Genomic DNA, 21,583 nt, shown 5'->3' with positions numbered 1-21,583 from the left:
TGTCAACGCCGGGAGGGGCACCGAAGTGCCGCCTCGCGACTGTGAGCCTTCCGGCGCCGACACGGAGCGACGGGCCGGCCGGCAATCACCAGCGGTAGTGCGCGAACGCCCGGTTCGACTCGGCCATCTTGTGGGTGTCCTCGCGACGCTTCACCGAAGCGCCCAGGCCGTTGCTAGCGTCGAGCAGCTCGTTGGCCAGACGCTCGACCATGGTCTTCTCACGACGCGCGCGGGCGAAGTTGACCAGCCAGCGCAGCGCGAGGGTGTTGGCACGGCCGGGACGAACCTCGACCGGAACCTGGTAGGTGGCGCCACCGACGCGGCGGGGCTTCACCTCGAGCGACGGCTTGACGTTGTCCAGCGCGCGCTTGAGGGTGACGACCGGGTCGGTGCCGGTCTTCTCGCGCGCCTGCTCGAGCGCGCCGTAGACGATGCGCTCGGCGGTGGACTTCTTGCCGTCCAGCAGGATCTTGTTGACCAGCTGGGTGACCAGCGGCGACCCGTAGACCGGGTCGTTGATCAACGGACGCTTGGGAGCGGGGCCCTTGCGCGGCATATCAGCTCTTCTCCTTCTTGGCGCCGTAGCGGCTGCGGGCCTGCTTGCGGTTCTTCACACCCTGGGTGTCCAGCGAGCCACGGATGATCTTGTAGCGGACACCGGGGAGGTCCTTCACACGACCGCCACGGACGAGCACCATCGAGTGCTCCTGGAGGTTGTGGCCCTCGCCGGGGATGTAAGCCGTGACCTCGACCGCGCTGGTCAGGCGAACACGCGCGACCTTACGCAGCGCGGAGTTCGGCTTCTTCGGGGTCGTGGTGTACACGCGGGTGCACACGCCACGACGCTGCGGGCTCCCCTTGAGGGCCGCGGTCTTGGTCTTGGCGACCTTGTCACGGCGACCCTTGCGGACCAGCTGGTTGATGGTTGGCATAGACCGGCTTTCCTTGTTGTCTAACGCGGTGTCTGGAACTTATGTCTTGTGTTCATCGAGTCTTCACTCGCACGTCCAACCACGTTTCTCGCGTCCCGAGGTCGGGCGTGTCGTGCGTGAGACAGGACCCTGATTCCGGGCACGCCGGGGAGGTCGGCCGCTTTCGCTGGCCTACGTCGAACGCACGAACTTGCCCGCATGCTTCCGGGCACAGCGATCCACGATACTCGCGGGCTTCGCGAAGGGTCAAAGCGGGGTCCGGCGCGTGGCGGTTTACCTGGCCAAATTCAGTGTCAGCTCCACCAGCTGCTTGGCCGCGCCGCACGGATCAGGATGCGTCGAACCCGCGCGGTAGTTGATCCACCAGCCGACCACGCCACTGTCGGCCGCGCTCGCGCTGACGCCGCAGGAATCGGGGTCGCCGGGGCGGCGGGTCTGCAACGCGCGGCTGCTCTGCACGGTCGTGTTCTCCGACTTGTAGCCGAGCTTGTCGTTGGTCGCCTTCTCGTTGTTCAGCGAGCCGATCTCGTACCAGTTGAGGGTGACCATGGCCCGCCCGCCGGGCGCGTCCTCGACGTCCCACATGCACACCGCACCGTTGAACGAGCCCTGCACGAACCGCGCGTCGCCGACCGCCTTGCCGATCTTGTCGGGCTCCACGACCTCGCATTCGCGCAGCAGCTTGTCGAAATTCGTGTTGATCTGCTGACTGCCGCCCGCCGGAAACGCCTCGCCCTCGATGGTCCTGCCGCAGCCCGTCATCGTGAGCGCCAGCGCGGCCGCCGTCGCGGCGAGCACCACGTTCCGTGTCTTCGGATGTGCACTCATGCCCGTCCCCCTCACTTCAGCCGCTGCACGGTGAGCTCGGCGAGCTTGCGCGTCTTCTCGCACGGATTCCCGGCGGCCGCGAACGCCCCGTACGACATCGACCATTCGAAGAAGTCGTCGTCGAGTTGCACGGCGAGATCGCAGACCGTGCCGCTGGGATCCAGCGCCTGGAATCCCGGCCTGCCGCCCACCTCGATCTTGTCCGGCTCCCGGCCGACGCTCGCCACCCATGCCTTCTCCCGGTCGATCGGACTGCCACGGTAGGACGCGAAGGTGACGCTGGGCGAGGACAATCCGGCGGACTGGTAGTTGCAGCCGACCGAGTTCTTGAACACGGTCGAGAGCTGGCCGAGCCCGGCCAGCTCGCGCACCTCGTCGTCGGTGACGTGCCCGCATTCTCCGACGAACGGGCCGAGCGTCGCGACCTTGGGCGGCGGGCGCAGCGGGGTGTTCGAGGACCCGGAATCGCCGTCCGAGTCGCACGCCGACAGCGTCAATGTCAGGGCGAGACAAGTGATGAGCGCCGACGCGATCCGCATGATTCGAACTCTACTTGTTCGGCGGGCGCGACCTCCGGGTCAAAGATTCCCGCGGGCGGCCTGCTCGCGTTCGATCGCTTGGAACAGGGCCTTGAAGTTGCCCTTGCCGAAGCCGAGGGAGCCGTGGCGCTCGATCAGTTCGAAGAAGACGGTGGGGCGGTCGGCAAGCGGCTTGGTGAAGATCTGGAGCAGGTAGCCGTCCTCGTCGCGGTCGACGAGGATGCCGCGGCGCTGCAATTCGGCGACCGGCACGCGCACCCGTCCGATGCGGGCGCGCAGTTCCGGGTCCTCGTAGTAGGTGTCGGGGGTGTCGAGGAATTCGACGCCCGCCCGGCGCAGGTTGTCGACGCAGGTCAGGATGTCGCTGGTGGCGAGCGCGATGTGCTGGACGCCGGGCCCCCGGTAGAAGTCCAGGTACTCGTCGATCTGGGAGCGCTTCTTGCCGACGGCGGGCTCGTTCAGCGGGAACTTCACGCGGTGGTTTCCGTTCGCCACGACCTTGCTCATCAGCGCCGAGTACTCGGTGGCGATGTCGTCGCCGACGAACTCGGCCATGTTCGTGAAACCCATGACGCGGCGGTAGAACTCGACCCAGCGGTCCATCATGCCGAGTTCCACGTTGCCGACGACGTGGTCGATCGCCTGGAACAGCCGGGTCGGCGCCTCCGCACGCGGCTGGTAGCCGGAGCGACGCGCCACATAGCCCGGCAGATACGGACCGTAATAGTTGGAACGGTCGACGAGGGTGTGCCTGGTCTCACCGTAGGTAGCCAGCGCCGCGGTGCGGACGGTGCCGTTCTCGTCGGTCTCGTCGTGCGGTTCGACGAGGACGGTCGCGCCGTGCGTGCGTGCCCACTCGATGCAGCGGTCCACGTCGGGCACCTCGAGCGCGATGTCGACGACGCCGTCGCCGTGCCGCTGGTGATGGCCGATCAGCGGGCTTTCCGGATGCACCGCGCCGGTGATCACGAACCGCGCCGCGCCGCTGCGCAGCACGAACGCCTTGTGGTCGCGATTGCCGGTCTCGGGTCCGGAGTACGCCTCCAGCCGCATCCCGAACGCCGATTGCATGAAGTGCGCGGTCTGCGTCGCGTTGCCGACCACCCAGACCAGGGCATCCCAGCCGATGACGGGGAACGGGTCGACACTGTCGTCGTGATCCACGAGGCCGACGAGCCCGCGTAGCTCGCCATCGGTGGGCAGGTGCTCGATGGTCATGAATCAAGGAAATATCCGCCGCCAACCGGTAGGCAACCGCTCCGATTTTCTGTAGACACAGTGGCGGATTCGGCTAGCAAAGGCCGCGCGATGCTGGACAATTTGAATAGTACCGATGGGACACCACGCTGCCCTCGCCCGCGCCCCACAGGAGGTCGCCATGTCACGTACTCCAGCGAAGCTGGACGAACTCGACCTCGCCATCCTGACCGCGATGCACGAGCACCAGAAGGCCGGAATCCTGGAGCTCTCCCGGCGCACCCGCGTCGCGCGAGCCACCGTGCAGTCGCGCATCGGGCGCATGGAGGAGGCGGGCGTGATCGCTTCTTACGACCCGCAAATAGATGTCACCGCAGCGGGTTTCGACGTGCAGGCGTTCGTCACGCTGGAGATCGCCCAGGGCGCGCTCGACGCCGTGGCCGCGGAACTGGAGGCCATCCCCGGCGTGCTCGAGGCGTACGCGACGACCGGATCGGGTGATGTGTTGTGCCGCATCGGCGCCGACTCGCACGCCGGGCTGCAAGCGGTACTGCTCAGCATCGACCGGACCAGTTCGGTGGACCGGTCGCACAGCGTCATCGTGCTGTCCACGGTGGTGCCGCGCCGGACGCTGCCGCTGCTGCGCACGCTGACGCCGACCGGAAGCAGCAAGGCTCCCGCCTATCGCGACTCTCACTAGCCCATCTCACAGCCGCAGATCCGCGCCGACCTCGAGAATCTCCACGCTCGGCCGCTTGTCGTCCTCCAGGAAGCCGAGCAGCGCAAGCGCTTCCGCCTCGACCTCGGCTCGCTCGGCGGCCGACCACGCGCGGCTCGGGCTGATCCGCAGCCGCGCGACCCCGGACTGCGGGAAGACCTTGTACACACCCGCGACGAAACCGTCGACCAGCACCGGAGACACCGAGGTCGCGTAGGCGCGCAGGGTCGGTGGCGCACCGTTCGGCACGATCCGGCTCCGATCCTGATGCGAGAGAACGGCATTGTCGTACCAACCGAGCAGCCGGACCGGCGCGGGCAGATCCGGGTCGGCCAGTTCGGCGTCGGCGAGGTCGTAGAGGGTGCGGCCGCGCTCGTCGGTGTAGGTGCGCAGCCGGTCGCCGAGTTCGTCGACGGCCTTCTTCAATCCGGTCAGCTTGGACCAGGTCTGCATGTCCATGGTCGTCGCGGGACCGAACGCCCGCAGATACCGGACCAGCAGCTCCGCGAGCGGGTAGCCGGGGTCGAGCGGCGCGCCGAGCCACGGCTCCACCCGCGACCACACCGGACGACTGCTGTCCTTCCACTTCCCGCGCGGGGGTGTCTGCAAGACCGGCAGCTGATACAACCAGGTCTGCACCACCGCGCCGGGATCGCGGTCCGGCCAGAACGCGGCGGCGCGGGCCCGCAGTTCGGCGGCGGGCGTCGGCTCGTCGCCGAGCGCCTCCTCGCCGCGGGCCCGCACCGCGTCCGGATCCAGGCCGACCATCGCGCCGTAGTTGAAGCCCTTGCGGAACGGGACCTTCTCCAACTCCGGCTGGATGTGCGGCGCGATGCGCAGCGCGTCCGGCGGCGTCACCAGGTGAATGGTGCCGCGCATCAAGGTGATCCGGACCAGCGAACGGTCCTCCAGGCCCGCCGAGACCACCTCGGGATCGAAATCCGCAAGGCGGCTCCACAATCCGACGAACGGCGGCGGCACATCCTGCGCCTGCAAGCCGACCAGGTGATCGCACATCTGCGCCACCGTCAGCGACGATCGCTCCAGCAGGTGCTGGCGCTGCAACAAGGTCCGGTTCAACACCCGGCGGGAAAGCGTCATGACGCGCGAGCAGCGATCAGCGCAGGGTGACGACGACCTTGCCGGTCGCGGTGCGATTGTCCAGCGAGGCGACGGCTTCGGCGGCCCGGTCCAGCGGGTAGAGCACCGGTTGCGGCGGCGCGATCTTGCCCGAGGCCAGCAGCGGCTCCACCTCGGCCCACTGTTCGGCCAGGTAGCCCGGGTGCGTCATGACCCATTCGCCCCACGCAGCGCCGGTCACCTCGACGTTCTTGAGCAGCAGGCGGTTCACCTTCACCGTCGGGATCTCACCCGCCGTGAAGCCGACGACCAGCAGCCGACCGGCCGAGGCCAGCGAGCGGATGCTGTCGGTGAAGCGGTCGCCGCCCACCGGGTCGAGCACGATGTCGACGCCGCGGCCGCCGGTCAGCTCCTTCACCGCGGCGAGCCAGCCGTCGGTGAGCACCACGTCGGTGGCGCCGTTGGCCTTGGCCACCTCGGCCTTCTCCGGCGTGCTCACCACCGCGATCACCCGGCCCGCGCCGAGCGCCGCGGCCATCCGCAGCGTCGAGGTGCCGATGCCGCCCGCCGCGCCGTGCACGAGCACGGTCTCGCCCTCGGCCAGCCTGCCGCGGTTGCGCAGGCAGAAGTGCACCGTCAGATCGTTGAACAGGATGCCGGCGCCGGCCTCCAGAGAGATGTTGTCCGGCAGCTTGAACACCATCTGCGCGGGCGCCACCGCGACCTCGGCCATGGCGTTGCCGAGCAGCGTCAACGCGACCACCCGGTCACCCGCCCGCACGTGCGCGTCGGCGGGCGCTTCGCGCACCACACCCGCGACCTCGCCGCCGACGACGAACGGCAGTTCCGGCTTCATCTGGTACTGCCCGCGCGTCATCAGCACATCGGGAAACGCGACGCCCGCGGCGTGCACGTCGATCACCACACCGCCCGGATACGAGGCGGGCTCGGGGATCTCGACGACCTCGACCGCTTCCGGTCCTTCCAGCTTGCTGACCTGGGCTGCGCGCATGTGCCGACCTCTCTGTCCGATTCGACGACATCGGTCGTCGTCGATGACACCGTGACCAACATAACGCTAAGCTGGGCGCGACTTTCAGGTCGGGGAGAAGGGGGCTTTTCCATGGTCGACGGCGCACAGCCGCCTGCACAATTGCAGGTGAATCCGCAAGCGCTACAGACGTTCGCGAACGATTTGGGTGCCGAGGCGGGGGTGATTCGCGGGCTCAACATCGGCAATGGGTTCAATCCGGCTGTATCGGCCCTGCAAGGCACCCCCTTCGGTAACTCCGCGGGCCGCGCCACCGACCTGACCAACCAGTGCCTGCACCGCATCGCCGACCGGCTGGACAAGGTCGCCCAGAGCACCCGCACCGCCGCGGGCGCCTACGAGGTCGCCGAGGACGATTTCGCGGCCCGCCTCCGCACCATCGCACTCGAGCTGCCATGACGCTCACCATCGGGAACGTCTCCGCCTGGCAGCCCGACCAGGTCGGCACCGCGGGCGCGAACGCACGCAAGCTCTCCGAGCAACTCGACGCCGCGGTGCGCAAAGGCTCCGACGACACCGCCCGGCTCGGTACCGACAAGGTGTGGTCCGGCGCGGCAGCCGACGCCGCCAACCAGCGGATGGACACCGAGAAGACCCGCTCGGGCGCGGTGAGCGCCGCCCTGCTCGAGCTCGCCACCGCCTTCGAGGCCGAGGTCGGCAACCTGAACGAAGCCAAATCCAACGTCCTGCGGCTACGCGACCAGGCGGCGAGCGCGGGTCCCGTCCCCGGCGCGGGCATGGGACTGATCACCGGCTTCACCGTGAACGACAACGGCACCGTCGACGCCACCGCGCGCACCGACGAGTTGCTCCGCGGCCTCACCGGCCAAGCCGCCGACGACCTGCGCCTGCGCATCCGCACCGACGCCGCGAACTGGGAAACCCAGATCACCACCGCGCTGCAGACCGCCGAGAACGTGGCCACCGAAGCACAGCGCAAGGTCGACACCGCGATCACCAAACTCCAGTCGGCCCTCGACGGCCTCGCCGACACCACCATCTCCCCGCCGCCCTCGACAACCACCACACCGGCCGCCACCGCCCCACCCACGACCCAGAGCCCGAGCAAACCGAACTACGTGATGTCCGGCGGCAACAACAGCTACTCCGGCTCGTCCTCCGATTCGTCGTATTCGGGCAGCCCGTCGTCCTCGAGCGCCCCGACCGGGCCGATGCCGACCGGGGACAAGGCCAAGTGGATCCAGGAGGCGATTCAGGCGCTGCGCGCCAAGGGGTACGACATCAGCGACAGCGACGCCGCGATCATCTCGATGATCATCGACAAGGAATCCGGCGGAAACCCACACGCGATCAACCTCTGGGACAGCAACGCCGCGGCGGGCATCCCCTCGAAGGGCATGATGCAGACCATCGACCCGACGTTCAACTCCTACAAGCTGCCCGGCCACGACGACATCTGGAACCCCGTCGACAACATCATCGCCGGAACGCGTTACGCCATCGAACGGTACGGATCGCTCAGCAACGTTCCAGGCATCGCGGCGATGAGCCGGGGAGAGGGGTACGTCGGCTACTGATCACCAGCGGGTTCGCGGCTCGGACGATTCGCCGAGCCGCCGGTCGGAGGACGATTCCGGATGCGGTGCGCCGGTTCGCATACCAGTGAGTACAGGCGGCTCGACGCGAGGGTGTGACGTACGCCCCGTAAAGTCGTCTCACAACAGCACCGCAAGAAGACGCGGCACAACGTGCAGCGCGAGGAGCACCAGTGTCACTCGATCAGCCACTCGCCCCGCTGAGCCAGGAGGGCATGGGCTATGCCTCGGCGTGGCCGGTACGGGCTGGCGATGTGGATCCGTACGACCGATTGAGGTTCGACGCCGTCGCCAGATACCTGCAGGATATCGCTTGGGAACAGTTGCATCAGACGTTCCTGCACCGGTCTGATCCGAGCTGGATCGTTCGCCGCACGGTCATCGACGTCATCCGCCCCATCGTCTGGCCGGACCAGGTGCATCTGCTGCGCTGGTGTTCGAGCATGTCGACCAGGTGGACGAATATGCGGGTACGGATCACCAGCGACAACGGCGGGCTGATCGAGACCGAGGGCTTCTGGATCAATATCAACGAGTCGACCAACCGGCCGACCCGGATCAGCGACGAGGGCCTGTCCTACCTGGCCAGGACCGCGGGCGAGCACCGGCTGCGGTGGCGGCCGTACCTGACCGATTCGACTCCCCCGGAATCGGACACCGACCTGCCATTTCCGGTGCGGGCCACCGACATCGACTCGTACAACCACGTGAACAACGCCTGCTACTGGCAGGCCGTCGAGCAGTTCCTGGTGGACTATCCGAAGCTGGTCGCGGGTCCGCACCGCGCGGTGATCGAGTACGTCGCCCCGGTGCTCGCGCGCCAGCACATCAGCGTGCGCAGCCGCTACGAACCGGGCGATCGCAACGGGCGGCCGGTGCTGCGGCTGTGGTTCGTGGTCGGCGGGACGACCACGACCGTCGTGCGCATCATGCCGCTGCCCGGCTGACACGCGACGACGGCCGATCCCCGCTCACCAGGAGACCGCCGGGCGGATCACGCGGACCCGTCCGACGGCCTCATGTCCCGGATTCAGCCCCGAGCGGCCTTGAGCAGATCCTCGCGAGTGGTGAACTTGACCCGCGGACGGCCCCCGGCCTTGCCCGCCGCTTTCTCCGCCTGATCGATCGACTTCCACCCCGCGCGGTCGACGAGGTCGGCCTGGCGCTGCGCGATCAGTGCCTTCAGCGCGGCGCGATCGCCTTGCGGCACAGCGAGTTTGCCCGAGATGAAGTCGGCGACGAGCTGCTCGACGGTCTCCTCGGAGTCGACGCGGTTCGAGCCGATGACCCCGCGCGGGCCGCGCTTGATCCAGCCGCTGACGTACACGCCAGGCAGCGGGACGCCGTCCTCGCCGAGCACCCGGCCGTGCTCGTTGGGCACCACGGCGCGGCGCTCGTCGAACGGCAGGCCCGCGACCGGCTCGCCGCGGTAGCCGATGGAGCGCAGCACCAGCGAGGCGTCCAGCCGATCGGTCTGGTCGGTCGCGCGGGCGACCAGCTGGCCGCCCTCCTCGACCAGTTCGTTGCGCACGAACTCGATGCCATCGACGCGCTCGGCGCCGGTGACCGCGGTCGGCGAAGCCAAGTAGCGGAAGACGATCCGCTTGTTGGCGGGATCGCGGCGGCCCGCGGCGTACTCCTTGGCCAGGGTGTACTTCAGCTGCAACGAGGGCTCGACGTCCGGGTCGTCCAGCAGCGCGCTGCTGCTCGGGTCGAGTTCGAGTTCGGCCTCGTCGACGATCACGTCGACGCCCTTCAGGTGGGTGAGCGCGAGGAACTCCGGCGAGGTGTAGGCCGCCTGCAGCGGACCGCGCCTGCCGAGCACGACGACTTCGCGGATATTGCTGCCGCGCAGGGCATCCAGCGCGTGGTCGGCGATGTCGGTCTTGGCGAGTTCGTCGGGGTCGACGGTGAGCACCCGCGCCACGTCCAGCGCGACGTTGCCGTTGCCGACGATCACGGCGCGCTCGCCGGACAGGTCGAACTGCCGTTCGGCGTAGTCGGGGTGGCCGTTGTACCAGGCGACGAACTCGGTGGCCGAGTGGCTGCCCGGCAGGTCCTCGCCGGGAATGTTCATGTGGCGATCGCTGGCCGCGCCGACCGCGTAGATCACCGCGTGGTGGTGCCCGAGCAGTTCCTCGTGCGAGATGTGCGTGCCCACCTCGACATTGAGGTAGTACTGCAGGGTCTCGCGGCGGAACGCGGACTCGAACATGCCCGAGACCGTCTTGGTTCCCGGGTGGTCGGGGGCGACGCCCGCGCGCACCAGACCCCACGGCGTCGGTAGCCGGTCGAACATCTCGACCTCGGCGTCGCAGCGGCGCAACAGTTCGTCGGCCGCGTAGCAGGCCGCGGGCCCCGCGCCGACGATGGCGACGCGTAGCGTGCCGAGTTCCTTCGGCGGCCGCTGCGGAGCCACGATCGGGTCGAAGTTGGATTCGAGCGGATGCCGTTCGAAGTAGGCCGCGTTGATGTCGCGGAACCGCGCGAGAGTGGCAGGCAGATCGTCCTCGGAGTAGATGGCCTCGACCGGGCACGCGTCCACACAGGCGCCGCAGTCGATGCAGGTGTCCGGGTCGATGTAGAGCATTTCGGTCGTCGCGAACTCCGGCTGGTCCGGCGTGGGACGAATGCAGTCGACCGGGCACTCGGAGACGCAGCTGGCGTCGTTGCAACAACGCTGCGTGATTACGTAGGCCATATTGTGCAGATCCTCGAAAATGTGCGTGGGCTGGTGCCACCCTGGGTTGCGGTGGTGGGCCGCGGTGTCACAGCGAGCGGATAGCGATATGTGACGCCGCTTTCAGTGTGCCTCGAGAGTGGCGTACGCCTCTCTTCGGACTGCCTACGTGCCTATCACACCCCGGTCACAGGCGGAGGCTTACGGTATTGCCATGGTTCGGACCCTGATCCTGATGCGGCACGGCAAGTCCAGCTATCCGGACGGCGTCGGCGATCACGAGCGCCCGCTCGCGCCGCGCGGCCAGCGGGAGGCCGGGTTGGCGGGCGACTGGCTGCGCGAGACCCAGCCGCCGATCGACGCGGTGCGCTGTTCGACCGCCGTTCGGACCCGCGAAACGCTGGCCGCCACCGGGATCACCGCGCCGGTCGTCTACGAACGCGGCATCTACGAGGCGTCGCCGCGGACCCTCATCGAACTGATCCAGCTCAGCGACGACGACGTCGAGACCTTGCTGCTGATCGGCCACGCACCCGGAATGCCGTGGACCGCATGGGAACTCGCGGCCAACCGCAAATCGAACCAGGCCGTCGAGCTGAGCAGGAAGTTCCCCACCTCGGCGCTCGCGGTCCTCGAATTCGACCGCCCGTGGTCCGACATCGACCCGGGCACCGGCGAACTCGTGCGCTTTCACGTCCCCCGCTGAAGCTATCTACCGTGCTGGGCTCCCGCGGTCACTTCAGCAGCCTGCCACCGACCACGACGACGACGCCGAGCAGGATCAGTAGCAGGAACGCGACGAATCCGTTTGTCAGCCACCAGACGACGCCGAGCGCGACGACGAACGGCGCCACCGCGATCGCGGTGATGACGGGACTCTCCTTGACCGTGGCCCAGGCCGAGCGGGCCCGGATCCGGTCGATTTCCTTTCCAGGCATGCCACCAGGGTAGGCCCGTTTCGACCCGCCGACCCGGAACCGCCGATATCGGCCATCAGTGTCGGTGGGCGGTGGGATGCTGACCCGATGGATTGGAAAATCGAACTCGTCGCGATTCCCGTCACCGACGTCGACCGGGCCAAGGATTTCTACACCCGCATCGGCTTCAACGCCGACCACGACCACTCGCCGAGCGAGGACATCCGCTTCGTGCAGCTGACGCCACCCGGTTCGGGCTGTTCGATCTGCGTCGGGCGCGGCATCACCGAGGCGGCTCCCGGCAGCGTCGAGGGCATGCAGATGGTGGTCGCCAGCGCCGAGAAGGCCTATCAGCAGCTGGTCGAGGCCGGTGTGGAGGCCACACCCGTCCAGGACATGGGCTGGGGCCTGTTCACCTTCTTCAGCGATCCCGATGGCAACAAGTGGGCCGTACAGGAGCTGCCGAAGTACAACTGACAGCCCTTCGCACACGTCGCGGGCGTTCGGCAGAATCGGTCTTGCTTGGAGTGCACTCCAGGTGACTAGCGTCGTCCGTGTTCGACGAGAGGGGCGAATTCCAGTGAGCGAGCGTCAGCGAGTGAGCCGTCTGCACAGTGCGCTCTCGGGCACAACCAAGCCGCGCGCCAGCGGGGCGAAGTCGTGACCGCGACGGCACCACGCGTCGGGGACAGCGACCGGGAACGGCCGAGGTACTCGATCGGCGAGGCCGCCGAGCGGTCGGGTCTGAGTCGCGACACACTGCGCTGGTACGAGCGGATCGGGTTGATGGACTACGTCGGCCGCGACCACACGGGCAAGCGCCGGTTCAGCGATCGGGACCTGGAGTGGCTCGCCCTGATCGGCAAACTCCGCACGACCGGCATGTCGGTCGCCGACATGCTCCGCTACGCGGAGCTGGTCCGCGCCGGTGACTCCACCTTCCCCGAGCGGCTCGCGATGTTCCGGGATACGCGCGCCGAAGTACTCGCCAAGATCGCCGAACTGCAACAGACCGTGGCCGTCCTGGACTACAAGATCGCCATTTACGAGGGCAAATCCGCCTGGACCAGACCGGCCGCGCTCGCCACGGACGACAGCGAAGGGATCAAGGCATGACCACCACCGACACGCTCCCCACCACCGCGCTCGGCGCGGGCGGCATCGAGGTGGGGACGCAGGGCCTGGGTTGCATGGGCATGAGCGAGTTCTACGGCGAGTCCGACCTCACCGAGTCGCGCGCCACTCTGGACCGGGCGCTGGAACTCGGTGTCACCCTGTTCGATACGGCCGACGTCTACGGCTCCGGACACAACGAGGAATTCCTCGGCGATTTCGTGCGGGCCAATCGCGATCGGGTGGTGCTGGCCACCAAGTTCGGCATCGTCCGCAAGGCCGAAGACCCCACCTTCCGCGGCATCGACAACTCCCCCGAGTACATCCGCGCCGCCGTCGACGCCAGTTTGCGCAGGCTCGGCATCGACACCATCGACCTCTACTACATGCACCGCCGCGATGTGCGGGTGCCGATCGAGGACACGGTCGGCGTCCTCGCCGAGCTCGTGGCGGCGGGCAAGGTGCGCGCGCTCGGCCTCTCCGAGGTGACCGGCGCGGAGCTGCGCGCGGCGCATGCCGTGCACCCGATCGCCGCGGTGCAGTCGGAGTGGTCGCTGTTCTCCAGGGACGTGGAGAACACCGCGGTGCCCGCGGCCGCCGAGCTCGGCGTCGCCTTCGTCCCGTATTCGCCGCTCGGCCGCGGCTTCCTGACCGGATCGTTCAAGGCGGCGAGCGAATTGGCCGACGCGAACGACTTCCGCAGGGCGATGCCGCGCTTCACCGGCGACAACGCGGCTCGCAACGCCGAACTGCTCACCCCGGTGCGCGCCATCGCCGAGGAGCGCGGCGTCACGCCCGCGCAGGTCGCGCTGGCCTGGGTGCACAGCAGGGCGGCCGCGCACGATCTGCCGGTGATCCCGATTCCCGGCACCCGCAGCCGCCAGCGCCTGGCCGACAACGTCGCCGCCGCCGCGCTCGTCTTGTCCGTCGACGAGCTCGCGACGCTCGAGCCGATCGCGGCGCAGGTGGCAGGAAACCGGTACGCGGACATGTCTTTCACCTCCGCCGGACGGGAGTAGGACACTTCGCGCGATCGTCGCCCGGCCCGGAAACGGCCGGGCGGCGGTCGACTGCTCGGCATCAGGGTGACATGTCAACCAATTGCGACTACGATTCGACACCATGAACCTCGACAACCGGGTGTGGGTCGACAAACAAACACCAGTCGCTTACCGCGCCCTGCTCGCCACGGCGAAAGAGGTCAGGGCCGCGGCCGCGGCGGCCGGGCTCGACCGCAGGCTCGTCGAACTGGTCAACGTGCGGGTTTCCCAGCTCAACGGCTGCACGCACTGCCTGGACGTCCATCACCGGGCGGCACTGCGGGCGGGCGCTACCGAGCAGGAGATCGCGGTCCTGCCCGGCTGGCGGCGCGGCGGACCCTACTCGGCGGTGGACCGCGCCGCGCTCGCCCTCGCCGAGGTCACGGCCGTTCTGCCGGATGAAGCGACACTCGAGCGTGAGTACGCTTTGGCACGAGAGCATTTGTCGGATGACCAGATGTCGGTAATCGTCTGGGTAGCCACCACGATCGGCGCGTTCAACCGCGTGTCGATCATGAGCAAGCACCCGGTCCGGGCGCACAACGAGGAGGCAACCATGACCGATCTCGCGGAGATCAAGGTCGCGCGCAATGCCGAGCAGAACCGCTACGAGATCTACTACGGCGGCGAGCTCGCGGGCTTCACCGAATACGTCGAACGCGGCATCGACAGCGACTTCGTGCACACGGAGATCGACAAGACCTTCGAGGGCAAGGGCCTCGGCAGCAAACTCGCCAAGGAGGCGCTCGACGACGTGGTCGCGCGCGACCGCACCATCACCGCGCATTGCCCGTTCATCAAGGCGTTCATCGAGAAGCACCCGGAGTACGGCCAGCACCTGACCGGCAAGAGCGGCGACCAGTGAGCGATCTCGATCCACATCCGGCGGAGTCGGTGTGCGAACCGGCGCCGGGCCCCGGCCCGATCGCCGAGCTCTACCCCGCGCGCGAGGTACCACTTGGCGGCGTGCGCGGCGTTTTCGTGGAACGGGTGCTCCCGCAACGGGATCTGCCGACGGTCGGCGCCTGGTGTTTTCTCGATCATTTCGGCTCGCCGACGGTCACCAAGACCGACGCGCCGCCGGACATCGATCCGCACCCGCACATCGGCCTGCAGACCGTGACCTGGCCGTTCGAGGGACGCATCCGGCATCGGGACTCGGTCGGATCCGATGTCGAGATCAATCCAGGTCAGCTGAACCTGATGACCTCCGGCCGCGGCATCGCGCATTCCGAATACGGCGTTCCCGACGCCCCGGCCGGCCACGGTCTCCAGCTCTGGATCGCACTGCCCGGCGACCGCACCGGCATCGACCCGCACTTCGAGCAGCATCGGGACCTGCCGGTCTACGAAGCCGAAGGCGTGCGTGCCATCGTGCTGATCGGCTCGTTCGCCGGGCTGACCTCGCCCGCCAAGGCCTACACCCCGATCGTCGGCGCCGACGTCCGGATCGATCCCGGCACGGGGATCACCATTCCGCTCGACCCGTCCTTCGAGCACGCGCTGCTGGTGATCGAGGGCGAGGTGACCGCCGCCGACACCGAGGTCAAGCCGGGTCCGTTGCTCTACCTCGGTTCCGACCGCACCGAGCTGCGGCTGGCCAGCGGCACCGGCGCGCACTTCGCGCTGATCGGCGGCGAGCCGTTCGGCGAGGAACTGGTGATGTGGTGGAACTTCGTGGGGCGCAGTCACGAAGAGATCGTGGCGGCCCGCGAGGACTGGGAGAACCGCCGCGTCGAGCGATTCGCCGACATCGCCGGTCACTCGCCCGAGCAACGCATCCCCGCGCCGCCGATGCCCGCGTTGCACCTGAAGCCGCGCAAGCGGCGCATCGGCACGGATCGTTCCTGAATCAGGTTCCGCCCCGAGGCTCCGCGGAGGCCGTATCGGTCGGACTCGGCGACCCGCGCGCCGACCGTGCGTGACCCCAGACGAGATCGTCCGGCAGCCGAACCCCGCACGATCGCTGGACCCGCCGGGCGGAGTCGGCAGGCAGCTCGACCCCGCCCGCGGGCGATCCGGCTCAGGCCGACTTGGCGAGCAGTTCGTCCAGCGCGCGGTAGCTGGCGTTGAGGCCCTCGGACATGCCCGACTGCAGCATGCCGTCGCGCTCTTCCGGCGTGTGGAACTGACTGTCGGTGACGACCTTGGTGCGACCGTCGCCGAGATCGATGAACGTGGTCGCGTCGATGGCGACGTGCGCGGGCATGCCGTCCCACTCGAAGGACTGCACGATCCGCTCCTTCGGGGTGATCTCGCGGAACCGCCCCTCGAAGCCGTGCGAACCGTCCTCGGAGTTCTCCACGAAGCGGTAGTGGCCGCCCTTGCGGAATTCCCAGCGCTCCACGTCCATTCGATTGCCACGCGCCCACCACTGGACCAGCTGCTCGATCCGGCTGTAGGCGTCCCACACCCGGTCCAGCGGGGCGTCGAAGATCCGCTCGACGTGGATCTCCCGATCGACGGGAGTGGTGATGTCGGCATCGCGGGTTGTCGTGCTCATTGGTCTGGCTCCGTTCGTTCGAGGAATTCACCGAGACGGTCCATCCGGGCTTCCACCATTCGCCGATAACCCTGCAGCCACGCCACTTCGCGGTCGAAGACGTTCTCGCCGAGTCGGCAATACCTGACCCGGCCCCGCTTCTCCGTGACGATCATGCCCGCGTCCTCCAGCAGGCTGATGTGCTTCTTGATGCCGGTCAGGGTCATCTCGAAACGCTCGGCCAGTTCGCTGACGGTCGCGGGCCCGCGGCCGAGGCACTCGAGGATCCCACGTCGGGTGGGGTCCGCCAGCGCCCCGAACGAGGCGTCGAGGAAGTCATACTGAACCATCAGGTTCAGTATTGTGCGCCCGCTTCCCCGAGTCAATACCCGTGCGCGAATTCGATTGGCAGCCATCCGGCCGGCGGCTGTCACCCTTCCGATCGCGCTCGCCGCCGACGGCCACGCACACCCGCCGTCGGCGCCTTCACGGCGCGCGCCGGCCGCGCCGCCGTGAATGCGCACTCGGAGTGGACAAGTCCCGCCAGGCTGGGTAAAACTGAAACACGTTTCAGTACGGCGGCTCGGTGGGAGTACGGATGGACAGCGCGACCATGGGCGACCTGGTGATGGCCGGGTTCCAGAAGCTGGGGTTCATCCAGTACGCGGGCATCGAGGGCGTGGAGTTCGCCGCGGGGCGCAATGTCGTATCCATCGCCCCGCGCGCCGAACACCTCAACCACAACGGCGATCTACACGCGGCCGTGCTGTTCGGCCTGGCCGAGACGGCCGCGATGGGCGCAGCCGTCTCGGGCATCGTGGACCTGATGGGCGAGACGTTCATCGTCGCCCGCGACGGCCGCATCGAGTATCTGGCGCGGGCCAAGGGTTCGGCCGGCCCCTTCCACGCCACCTCGGAATTCGACGCGGACACCCTCGAGCGCCTGCGCTCGGATATCGCGGGACGCGTGGCGGTAGAGCTCGAGGTGCCGGTCGCGATCGCCGATGGCTCCGGAAAGCCGGTTGCCGCAGCGGCTTTCACCGCTGTCATCAGGCCGAGAAGGAAGTAGGCCGCACCGTGCCGGGGACCGACGCCGCAGAGAAGAGGGAACTGCCGCGGGTCGTCGGGACGCAGGAGCTCGCCCCTGCGCCCTCGAACGAGACGTGAGTCAGGGCTGGCCGGTGAGGTACGCCTGGGCCGCATCGATGGCAGGCTGACCACCCGCCTGGTAGAGCCCGGCGAACGCGCCGATCACGCCGCCGACGACGGTGGTGATCGGGACCGTGATGAAGTCGAGAACGAACAATCCCAGCGGGAATCCGACCAGGAAGCCGATGCCCGCGCCGATGGCGGCGCCCGCGAGGATCTGCGGCATGGCCTTCTCGGCCTCGGCGAAGAAGCGCTCCTGCGAACTGATCTCGCGCACCGGGGTTTCCGACATCGCGGTCGGCGCGAGGGTCAGCCGGGTGCCCGCCTCGTCAACGGTCGGGGTGAGATCGACGCGGTGGCCCTCGATGTGCAGCGTCATCGGCAGGGCGGCGACGATCTGGCCCGCCCGGTCGGCGATGGTGACGATGCGATCGTCGTTGACCAAACCGAAGGTGCCCTCCTCCAGCGTGGTCACGGTGGAGCGGCGGTCCTCGGCGACGGCCACGCGGTAGGCGATCTCGTGGAACGCGCCGCTGAGGTTCAGCGCCGCCGCGGCCGGTGCGGTCTGCGCGGGCGGGTCCGCGGGCTCGGCGCGCACGACGCCCGAGGAGAGACCGGTGGCCGCCAGTGCCAGCAACGCCGTCGCGGTGATTCTGCTGATCCTCATCCTGTGCTTCCTGTCGCGCCGTCCGGTTCACGATGTCCGGTTTGTCCGCCGACAACTTACCGGCCGACGGGCGGCTTCAGAAGAGCGTCAAGGCAATTGGGTGTGATCTAACAAACCGGACTCAGTCGCGTAGTTCGGCGCCGAGGCGCTGGAGGTAGCCGGCGAAGCGGCGGCGGTCGTCGGCGGACCAGTCGGCGGTGAGCTCGGCGAAGACAGTCCGCTGCCAGTCGCGGGCGTCGGCGAGCAGGCGTTCGCCGCTGGCGGTGAGGCGCAGGGCGGTGCGGCGGCGGTCGACCTCCGACTCCGATCGGGCGATGAACCCCGCCGCCGTCGCGTCGCGCACCATGCGACTGGCGCCGGACTGATCGAGCCCGAGTTGGTGCGCGACGGCCGTGACGGTGGGCTCACCGTCGCGCTCGGTCTCCGTCGCCACCGCCTCCACGACTTGGATGTGCTGCACGTGCCGCAGTTCCTCGGGCAGGCGTGCCGAGCTGCGGTTGATCCACCGCCGGGACCAGAACCGGACCACCTGGAACAATGCGGGTCCGCCGTCGACGGCGGTGTCCGGGGTGGGGGTCCTGTTCATGAGGTTCAGGGTAGTCGCACGTCGGCAGTTACATGCGAATCGCATGTAATATGTATGCGTATCGCATTCAACCATAGAGGTCGTGATGTCCATCGTTTTGAATCACACGATCGTTCGCGCCACCGATCGAACCGCTGCGGCGGCGTTCTTCGCCGAGCTCATGGGTTTGCCGGTTGGTGAGTCCGCCGGGCCGTTCGTGCCAGTTCGCGTCAATGCCGATCTCACGTTCGATTTCGACGACCGAGGGCCGGTGACGCCGGGGCATTACGGGTTTCTGGTCGACGATGATCGGTTCGACGCCGTGCTCGCGCGGCTCGCGAGTTGGGCCGACGTGCCGTACGGGTCGGGGCCGGAGAACGGGTGGGATCGCGAGATCAATCGTTTGCGGGGTGGGCGCGGGTTGTATGTGCTTGCGCCGGATGGGCACAGCTACGAGTTGTTCACCGTGGTGCCGTAGGAGCGGTGTGCACTGATTCCACGCCGGGCGAAGTCGGACCACTGCGCACGCAAGAGCGAGCAGATCACGGCAGCGCGCCTGCTCGAGCGCTCACCCGGCGGCGCGGAGACGGATCTCGTTCACCAGGCTGAGCAGGGTGTCCAGTGTCGCGGGTGGGCCGGTCAGCCTGGCGAAGGCGAGGGTGTCGACGGGGCCGCCGGTGTCGGCGGCGAAGGCGTAGGTCATCGCGACTCGCACCCGAGGCTCGCCGTCGATGTCGGCCCGGGATTCGGTGAAGGCAGTCGCGGGATCGGTTGCGCGCCACCGTGGTTCCGGGCCGATGAGTTCGGTTCGGAAACCGGCCTGCTCCGCGTCGCGACAGGGCGAGAGGCAGGAGTGCACGCCGATCCAGCCGCCCGCCCGACTCTCACCGCGCTCGTCGGCGCAGGTCCACACCACATCGGCCCGCAATCGCTTGCTGCCGCCGATGCAGCCCCAGGTCTCCGGAATGTCGAAATCGAAAGGCATCCCGCGCAGTCCGCGCATCGGCGCCAACCGCGCACGCGGGCCGTACGTCGGCCCGACCACCGGACCGGGCGCACCGTCGCGCACCAACAGCACCGCTGGCCGCCGCGCCACCTCCCTCGGCAACGCGGCGGGCATCCCCTGCGCCGGCGGCCCGATCACCGACGTCGCGGGCCCGGAACTCGGCTGCTCCCCCTGCCGCTCCGCCTCCCACAAGGCCGCCGCCCCGACGCACAACGCCACGGACACAACCAAACTCACCAGCGCCCCCGCCGCCCGAGCCCGCGCCGCCCGCCCACGCACGGTCCCCCGCCGCAACGAACGCCACCCCACCGCACTGCCGCCCACGAACGCGCCCCCTTACGCACACTCAGCCGTCCGGGCCGCCCCGACACCGAACCAGCGCCAAGCCGTGCCACATCTTAACTGCGCCACCACCTTTCAGTAGCGACAACGAAAATCGCCGCCCAACCCAAAGCCGACCTGCGCCCGCCCGCGCCCCGAATCAGCGCGCCCGCCAGCGGGGTCATGCCGGACACGCCGATGGGTGGCGAGCCTAAGCCGACGGCCACATGTATAAGCGTAGTTATAAGAAGTATAGTTATATAGTGACCACCAAGCGGAAACCTGAGCGGGTGTTCGATCGCGACCGAGAGTGGGACGGGTTGCTGCGCTTCGCCACCTCGCCCAGCTCGGACGTTCGACTGGGCATCGTCAGCGGCCGTCGCCGACAGGGCAAGACCTTCTTGCTCGACGCGCTGTCCGAGGTCGTGGGTGGTTTCTTCTTCACGGCGACCGAGGCGACCGAGGTCGAGGCCCTCGAGCGCTTCGGTCGTGCCGTCGCGCGCTACGCGGGGGGCGGGCGCTACGCCTTTCGCAATTGGGAAGAGGCGCTCGAGCGGTTGTTCGCGGTCGTCGGCAACGACCTCGTCGTCCTGGACGAATTCCCGTACCTGACCAAAGCCACGCCCGCGCTCCCTTCGCTGCTCCAGTGGGCGTTGGATCCACGCGGCCCGGCCCGGGTCGCGGGCTCGCGCATCCTGTTGTGCGGGTCGGCCATGTCGGTGATGGGCGGGCTGCTGTCCGGCAGTGCACCGCTGCGTGGGCGAGCGAGCTTGGAATTGGTCGTGAGGCCCCTCGGATATCGGGAGGCGGCCGCCTTCTGGGGGATCGACGACCCACGGCTGGCCGTGCTCGTCCATTCGATCGTCGGCGGCACTCCTGCCTATCGGCGCGATTTCGTGGCCGGAGATGCCCCCGAATCGCTCGCGGATTTCGATTCGTGGGTCTTGCGGACGGTGCTGAACCCGCAGGTTCCACTCTTCCGTGAGGCTCGCTACCTCCTCGCCGAGGAAACCGAAATCCGCGACGTGGCCCTGTATCACGCGGTGCTGGCCGCCATCGCCAACGGAAACACGACACGCGGCGGTATCGCGAGCGCCATCGGCCGTAGCTCAACCGATATGGCACATCCGCTTTCGGTATTGGAAGACTCCCAACTGATCGTTCGCGAGGCGGACCCTTTCCAGAAGGGCAAGCCCGTCTTCCGGATCGCCGAGCCGCTGATCGTCTTCTATGAAGCGATCATGCGACGTCACTGGACCCCGCTCGAACGAGGCAACCAGGCGGCGGCGTGGCACAGTTCGCAGGCCACATTCCTTTCCCAGGTCGTCGGACCGCATTTCGAGAACATCTGCCGTGACTGGGCGATGTCGGCGGGACCCGACGTCTTCGGTGAACTGCCGGGGCAAGTGGCCGGCGCGGTAGTCAAGGATCCGGATCGGCGAAGCCAGATACAGATCGACGTGGCGGTCCTCGCGCCCGAGGAGCCCGGACGCCGTCGGCGAATCCTCTCGCTCGGGGAAGTGAAGTGGGACCGCACGATGACGACCGGGCATCTGGACCGCCTCATTCGCGCGCGAGAGCTGCTGTCCGGCAAGGGTTACGACGTCTCCGACACCGTTCTCGCGTGCTACAGCGGTGCGGGATTCGATGACGGCCTGCGCTCTTCCACCGAGAAGCCGCTACTGATCGACCTCGAAACACTTTATGCGCGTTCGTGATTCGCGGTTCCCATTGCGGCGGAA

General features: G+C 68.2%; 27 protein-coding genes and 1 pseudogene. 14 read left to right on the top strand and 14 right to left on the bottom strand.

All coding sequences use genetic code 11. From position 1 onward, the window contains the following. Positions 1 to 85: 85 nt before the first annotated feature. The 5 genes from rpsG to hppD form a co-directional block, all read right to left on the bottom strand. A complete protein-coding gene (gene rpsG / locus AB0H49_RS15135; RefSeq protein WP_011211611.1) occupies positions 86 to 556 on the bottom strand; it encodes a 30S ribosomal protein S7 in 471 nt (156 codons plus the stop codon). A 1-nt stretch (position 557) separates the two neighbouring features. Beyond that, positions 558 to 932 (bottom strand): 30S ribosomal protein S12, encoded by a 375-nt coding sequence (gene rpsL, locus AB0H49_RS15130; RefSeq protein WP_014353064.1) that lies wholly within the window; start codon positions 930 to 932, stop codon positions 558 to 560. Between the two features lie 273 nt (positions 933 to 1,205). Next, positions 1,206 to 1,760, bottom strand: coding sequence for a DUF3558 domain-containing protein (locus AB0H49_RS15125; RefSeq protein ID WP_354998959.1), 555 nt, complete (start codon positions 1,758 to 1,760; stop codon positions 1,206 to 1,208). An 11-nt stretch (positions 1,761 to 1,771) separates the two neighbouring features. After that, positions 1,772 to 2,299 (bottom strand): DUF3558 domain-containing protein, encoded by a 528-nt coding sequence (locus AB0H49_RS15120; RefSeq protein ID WP_357251505.1) that lies wholly within the window; start codon positions 2,297 to 2,299, stop codon positions 1,772 to 1,774. Between the two features lie 39 nt (positions 2,300 to 2,338). Next, on the bottom strand, positions 2,339 to 3,517 hold the full coding sequence (hppD, locus tag AB0H49_RS15115) for a 4-hydroxyphenylpyruvate dioxygenase (RefSeq protein WP_357251502.1): 1,179 nt from the start codon (positions 3,515 to 3,517) through the stop codon (positions 2,339 to 2,341). A 160-nt stretch (positions 3,518 to 3,677) separates the two neighbouring features. Here hppD and AB0H49_RS15110 point away from each other — a divergent pair, with 160 nt between their 5' ends. Then, positions 3,678 to 4,196 carry an Lrp/AsnC ligand binding domain-containing protein gene (locus tag AB0H49_RS15110; protein ID WP_357251499.1) on the top strand — a complete coding sequence of 173 codons (519 nt, stop codon included), beginning with the start codon at positions 3,678 to 3,680 and terminating at the stop codon, positions 4,194 to 4,196. Between the two features lie 6 nt (positions 4,197 to 4,202). On the opposite strand, the gene AB0H49_RS15105 is transcribed toward AB0H49_RS15110, so the two are convergent. Continuing rightward, positions 4,203 to 5,315: a winged helix DNA-binding domain-containing protein gene (locus AB0H49_RS15105; RefSeq protein ID WP_357251496.1), complete on the bottom strand. Its 1,113-nt coding sequence runs from the start codon at positions 5,313 to 5,315 to the stop codon at positions 4,203 to 4,205. A gap of 16 nt (positions 5,316 to 5,331) precedes the next feature. Beyond that, entirely contained in the window at positions 5,332 to 6,306 is a 975-nt protein-coding gene (locus AB0H49_RS15100; RefSeq protein WP_354998954.1) for an NADPH:quinone oxidoreductase family protein, read from the bottom strand. Between the two features lie 111 nt (positions 6,307 to 6,417). On the opposite strand from AB0H49_RS15100, the gene AB0H49_RS15095 reads away from it, so the two are divergent. The 3 genes from AB0H49_RS15095 (at position 6,418) to AB0H49_RS15085 (ending at position 8,848) form a co-directional block, all read left to right on the top strand. Further along, the gene (locus AB0H49_RS15095; RefSeq protein ID WP_354998953.1) at positions 6,418 to 6,744 is read left to right on the top strand and encodes a type VII secretion target; all 327 of its coding nucleotides are present in this window, start codon (positions 6,418 to 6,420) and stop codon (positions 6,742 to 6,744) included. After that, on the top strand, positions 6,741 to 7,883 hold the full coding sequence (locus AB0H49_RS15090; RefSeq protein ID WP_357251492.1) for a transglycosylase SLT domain-containing protein: 1,143 nt from the start codon (positions 6,741 to 6,743) through the stop codon (positions 7,881 to 7,883). The genes AB0H49_RS15095 and AB0H49_RS15090 overlap by 4 nt, the downstream gene beginning before the upstream one ends. 191 nt (positions 7,884 to 8,074) lie before the next feature. Beyond that, positions 8,075 to 8,848 carry an acyl-ACP thioesterase domain-containing protein gene (locus AB0H49_RS15085; RefSeq protein ID WP_354998951.1) on the top strand — a complete coding sequence of 258 codons (774 nt, stop codon included), beginning with the start codon at positions 8,075 to 8,077 and terminating at the stop codon, positions 8,846 to 8,848. An 83-nt stretch (positions 8,849 to 8,931) separates the two neighbouring features. On the opposite strand, the gene AB0H49_RS15080 is transcribed toward AB0H49_RS15085, so the two are convergent. Continuing rightward, positions 8,932 to 10,602: an FAD-dependent oxidoreductase gene (locus AB0H49_RS15080; RefSeq protein WP_357251489.1), complete on the bottom strand. Its 1,671-nt coding sequence runs from the start codon at positions 10,600 to 10,602 to the stop codon at positions 8,932 to 8,934. Positions 10,603 to 10,795: 193 nt separating this feature from the next. Between AB0H49_RS15080 and AB0H49_RS15075 the strand changes: the two genes are divergently transcribed. Beyond that, the gene (locus tag AB0H49_RS15075) at positions 10,796 to 11,287 is read left to right on the top strand and encodes a histidine phosphatase family protein (RefSeq protein WP_357251486.1); all 492 of its coding nucleotides are present in this window, start codon (positions 10,796 to 10,798) and stop codon (positions 11,285 to 11,287) included. Between the two features lie 28 nt (positions 11,288 to 11,315). On the opposite strand, the gene AB0H49_RS15070 is transcribed toward AB0H49_RS15075, so the two are convergent. Then, complete coding sequence (locus AB0H49_RS15070) at positions 11,316 to 11,519, bottom strand: hypothetical protein (RefSeq protein ID WP_354998948.1); 204 nt, start codon at positions 11,517 to 11,519, stop codon at positions 11,316 to 11,318. 87 nt (positions 11,520 to 11,606) lie between these two features. On the opposite strand from AB0H49_RS15070, the gene AB0H49_RS15065 reads away from it, so the two are divergent. The 6 genes and pseudogenes from AB0H49_RS15065 to AB0H49_RS15040 all read left to right on the top strand — a co-directional run bounded on the left by AB0H49_RS15065 (position 11,607) and on the right by AB0H49_RS15040 (position 15,502). Further along, positions 11,607 to 11,975 (top strand): VOC family protein, encoded by a 369-nt coding sequence (locus tag AB0H49_RS15065; protein ID WP_354998947.1) that lies wholly within the window; start codon positions 11,607 to 11,609, stop codon positions 11,973 to 11,975. A gap of 183 nt (positions 11,976 to 12,158) precedes the next feature. Then, complete coding sequence (locus AB0H49_RS15060; RefSeq protein ID WP_357251483.1) at positions 12,159 to 12,614, top strand: MerR family transcriptional regulator; 456 nt, start codon at positions 12,159 to 12,161, stop codon at positions 12,612 to 12,614. Beyond that, positions 12,611 to 13,630: an aldo/keto reductase gene (locus AB0H49_RS15055; protein WP_357251480.1), complete on the top strand. Its 1,020-nt coding sequence runs from the start codon at positions 12,611 to 12,613 to the stop codon at positions 13,628 to 13,630. Before AB0H49_RS15060 ends, AB0H49_RS15055 begins: the two co-directional genes overlap by 4 nt. A 103-nt stretch (positions 13,631 to 13,733) precedes the next feature. After that, positions 13,734 to 14,186, top strand: a pseudogene (locus tag AB0H49_RS15050) (carboxymuconolactone decarboxylase family protein); the annotation flags it as partial. Then, a complete protein-coding gene (locus tag AB0H49_RS15045; protein WP_357251551.1) occupies positions 14,166 to 14,516 on the top strand; it encodes a GNAT family N-acetyltransferase in 351 nt (116 codons plus the stop codon). The pseudogene AB0H49_RS15050 and the gene AB0H49_RS15045, both read left to right, overlap by 21 nt. Next, positions 14,513 to 15,502 (top strand): pirin family protein, encoded by a 990-nt coding sequence (locus AB0H49_RS15040; protein ID WP_354998944.1) that lies wholly within the window; start codon positions 14,513 to 14,515, stop codon positions 15,500 to 15,502. Before AB0H49_RS15045 ends, AB0H49_RS15040 begins: the two co-directional genes overlap by 4 nt. A gap of 172 nt (positions 15,503 to 15,674) precedes the next feature. On the opposite strand, the gene AB0H49_RS15035 is transcribed toward AB0H49_RS15040, so the two are convergent. Further along, a complete protein-coding gene (locus AB0H49_RS15035; RefSeq protein ID WP_354998943.1) occupies positions 15,675 to 16,154 on the bottom strand; it encodes an SRPBCC family protein in 480 nt (159 codons plus the stop codon). Next, entirely contained in the window at positions 16,151 to 16,483 is a 333-nt protein-coding gene (locus tag AB0H49_RS15030) for a metalloregulator ArsR/SmtB family transcription factor (protein WP_354998942.1), read from the bottom strand. Before AB0H49_RS15030 ends, AB0H49_RS15035 begins: the two co-directional genes overlap by 4 nt. Before the next feature lie 248 nt (positions 16,484 to 16,731). Between AB0H49_RS15030 and AB0H49_RS15025 the strand changes: the two genes are divergently transcribed. Further along, a complete protein-coding gene (locus AB0H49_RS15025) occupies positions 16,732 to 17,202 on the top strand; it encodes a DUF4442 domain-containing protein (protein WP_357251475.1) in 471 nt (156 codons plus the stop codon). A gap of 99 nt (positions 17,203 to 17,301) precedes the next feature. Here AB0H49_RS15025 and AB0H49_RS15020 read toward each other — a convergent pair whose 3' ends face one another. After that, a complete protein-coding gene (locus AB0H49_RS15020) occupies positions 17,302 to 17,949 on the bottom strand; it encodes a hypothetical protein (protein WP_357251472.1) in 648 nt (215 codons plus the stop codon). 121 nt (positions 17,950 to 18,070) lie between these two features. Then, positions 18,071 to 18,535: a MarR family winged helix-turn-helix transcriptional regulator gene (locus AB0H49_RS15015; protein WP_354998939.1), complete on the bottom strand. Its 465-nt coding sequence runs from the start codon at positions 18,533 to 18,535 to the stop codon at positions 18,071 to 18,073. A gap of 85 nt (positions 18,536 to 18,620) precedes the next feature. Here AB0H49_RS15015 and AB0H49_RS15010 point away from each other — a divergent pair, with 85 nt between their 5' ends. Continuing rightward, positions 18,621 to 18,992, top strand: a complete 372-nt coding sequence (locus AB0H49_RS15010) for a VOC family protein (protein ID WP_357251469.1) — start codon at positions 18,621 to 18,623, stop codon at positions 18,990 to 18,992. 90 nt (positions 18,993 to 19,082) lie between these two features. Here AB0H49_RS15010 and AB0H49_RS15005 read toward each other — a convergent pair whose 3' ends face one another. Continuing rightward, positions 19,083 to 19,757: a hypothetical protein gene (locus tag AB0H49_RS15005; protein WP_357251466.1), complete on the bottom strand. Its 675-nt coding sequence runs from the start codon at positions 19,755 to 19,757 to the stop codon at positions 19,083 to 19,085. Positions 19,758 to 20,104: 347 nt separating this feature from the next. On the opposite strand from AB0H49_RS15005, the gene AB0H49_RS15000 reads away from it, so the two are divergent. After that, positions 20,105 to 21,559 (top strand): ATP-binding protein, encoded by a 1,455-nt coding sequence (locus tag AB0H49_RS15000; RefSeq protein ID WP_357251463.1) that lies wholly within the window; start codon positions 20,105 to 20,107, stop codon positions 21,557 to 21,559. Positions 21,560 to 21,583 lie beyond the last annotated feature (24 nt).

Source organism: Nocardia sp. NPDC050713 (assembly GCF_040654315.1).
In the GTDB taxonomy this organism is placed as follows: Bacteria; Actinomycetota; Actinomycetes; order Mycobacteriales; family Mycobacteriaceae; genus Nocardia.
The sequence above is the reverse complement of the archived record's forward strand: the minus strand, read 5'-3'. Positions and strand labels throughout refer to the sequence as shown.

What these genes read in the sequence shown, in the direction of transcription:
- rpsG (WP_011211611.1), bottom strand. Translation starts at nt 556, where the DNA reads ATGCCGCGCAAGGGCCCCGCTCCCAAGCGTCCGTTGATCAACGACCCG.
- rpsL (WP_014353064.1), bottom strand. Translation starts at nt 932, where the DNA reads ATGCCAACCATCAACCAGCTGGTCCGCAAGGGTCGCCGTGACAAGGTC.
- AB0H49_RS15125 (WP_354998959.1), bottom strand. Translation starts at nt 1,760, where the DNA reads ATGAGTGCACATCCGAAGACACGGAACGTGGTGCTCGCCGCGACGGCG.
- AB0H49_RS15120 (WP_357251505.1), bottom strand. Translation starts at nt 2,299, where the DNA reads ATGCGGATCGCGTCGGCGCTCATCACTTGTCTCGCCCTGACATTGACG.
- hppD (WP_357251502.1), bottom strand. Translation starts at nt 3,517, where the DNA reads ATGACCATCGAGCACCTGCCCACCGATGGCGAGCTACGCGGGCTCGTC.
- AB0H49_RS15110 (WP_357251499.1), top strand. Translation starts at nt 3,678, where the DNA reads ATGTCACGTACTCCAGCGAAGCTGGACGAACTCGACCTCGCCATCCTG.
- AB0H49_RS15105 (WP_357251496.1), bottom strand. Translation starts at nt 5,315, where the DNA reads ATGACGCTTTCCCGCCGGGTGTTGAACCGGACCTTGTTGCAGCGCCAG.
- AB0H49_RS15100 (WP_354998954.1), bottom strand. Translation starts at nt 6,306, where the DNA reads ATGCGCGCAGCCCAGGTCAGCAAGCTGGAAGGACCGGAAGCGGTCGAG.
- AB0H49_RS15095 (WP_354998953.1), top strand. Translation starts at nt 6,418, where the DNA reads ATGGTCGACGGCGCACAGCCGCCTGCACAATTGCAGGTGAATCCGCAA.
- AB0H49_RS15090 (WP_357251492.1), top strand. Translation starts at nt 6,741, where the DNA reads ATGACGCTCACCATCGGGAACGTCTCCGCCTGGCAGCCCGACCAGGTC.
- AB0H49_RS15080 (WP_357251489.1), bottom strand. Translation starts at nt 10,602, where the DNA reads ATGGCCTACGTAATCACGCAGCGTTGTTGCAACGACGCCAGCTGCGTC.
- AB0H49_RS15075 (WP_357251486.1), top strand. Translation starts at nt 10,796, where the DNA reads ATGGTTCGGACCCTGATCCTGATGCGGCACGGCAAGTCCAGCTATCCG.
- AB0H49_RS15070 (WP_354998948.1), bottom strand. Translation starts at nt 11,519, where the DNA reads ATGCCTGGAAAGGAAATCGACCGGATCCGGGCCCGCTCGGCCTGGGCC.
- AB0H49_RS15065 (WP_354998947.1), top strand. Translation starts at nt 11,607, where the DNA reads ATGGATTGGAAAATCGAACTCGTCGCGATTCCCGTCACCGACGTCGAC.
- AB0H49_RS15055 (WP_357251480.1), top strand. Translation starts at nt 12,611, where the DNA reads ATGACCACCACCGACACGCTCCCCACCACCGCGCTCGGCGCGGGCGGC.
- AB0H49_RS15045 (WP_357251551.1), top strand. Translation starts at nt 14,166, where the DNA reads ATGAGCAAGCACCCGGTCCGGGCGCACAACGAGGAGGCAACCATGACC.
- AB0H49_RS15035 (WP_354998943.1), bottom strand. Translation starts at nt 16,154, where the DNA reads ATGAGCACGACAACCCGCGATGCCGACATCACCACTCCCGTCGATCGG.
- AB0H49_RS15030 (WP_354998942.1), bottom strand. Translation starts at nt 16,483, where the DNA reads ATGGTTCAGTATGACTTCCTCGACGCCTCGTTCGGGGCGCTGGCGGAC.
- AB0H49_RS15025 (WP_357251475.1), top strand. Translation starts at nt 16,732, where the DNA reads ATGGACAGCGCGACCATGGGCGACCTGGTGATGGCCGGGTTCCAGAAG.
- AB0H49_RS15020 (WP_357251472.1), bottom strand. Translation starts at nt 17,949, where the DNA reads ATGAGGATCAGCAGAATCACCGCGACGGCGTTGCTGGCACTGGCGGCC.
- AB0H49_RS15015 (WP_354998939.1), bottom strand. Translation starts at nt 18,535, where the DNA reads ATGAACAGGACCCCCACCCCGGACACCGCCGTCGACGGCGGACCCGCA.
- AB0H49_RS15010 (WP_357251469.1), top strand. Translation starts at nt 18,621, where the DNA reads ATGTCCATCGTTTTGAATCACACGATCGTTCGCGCCACCGATCGAACC.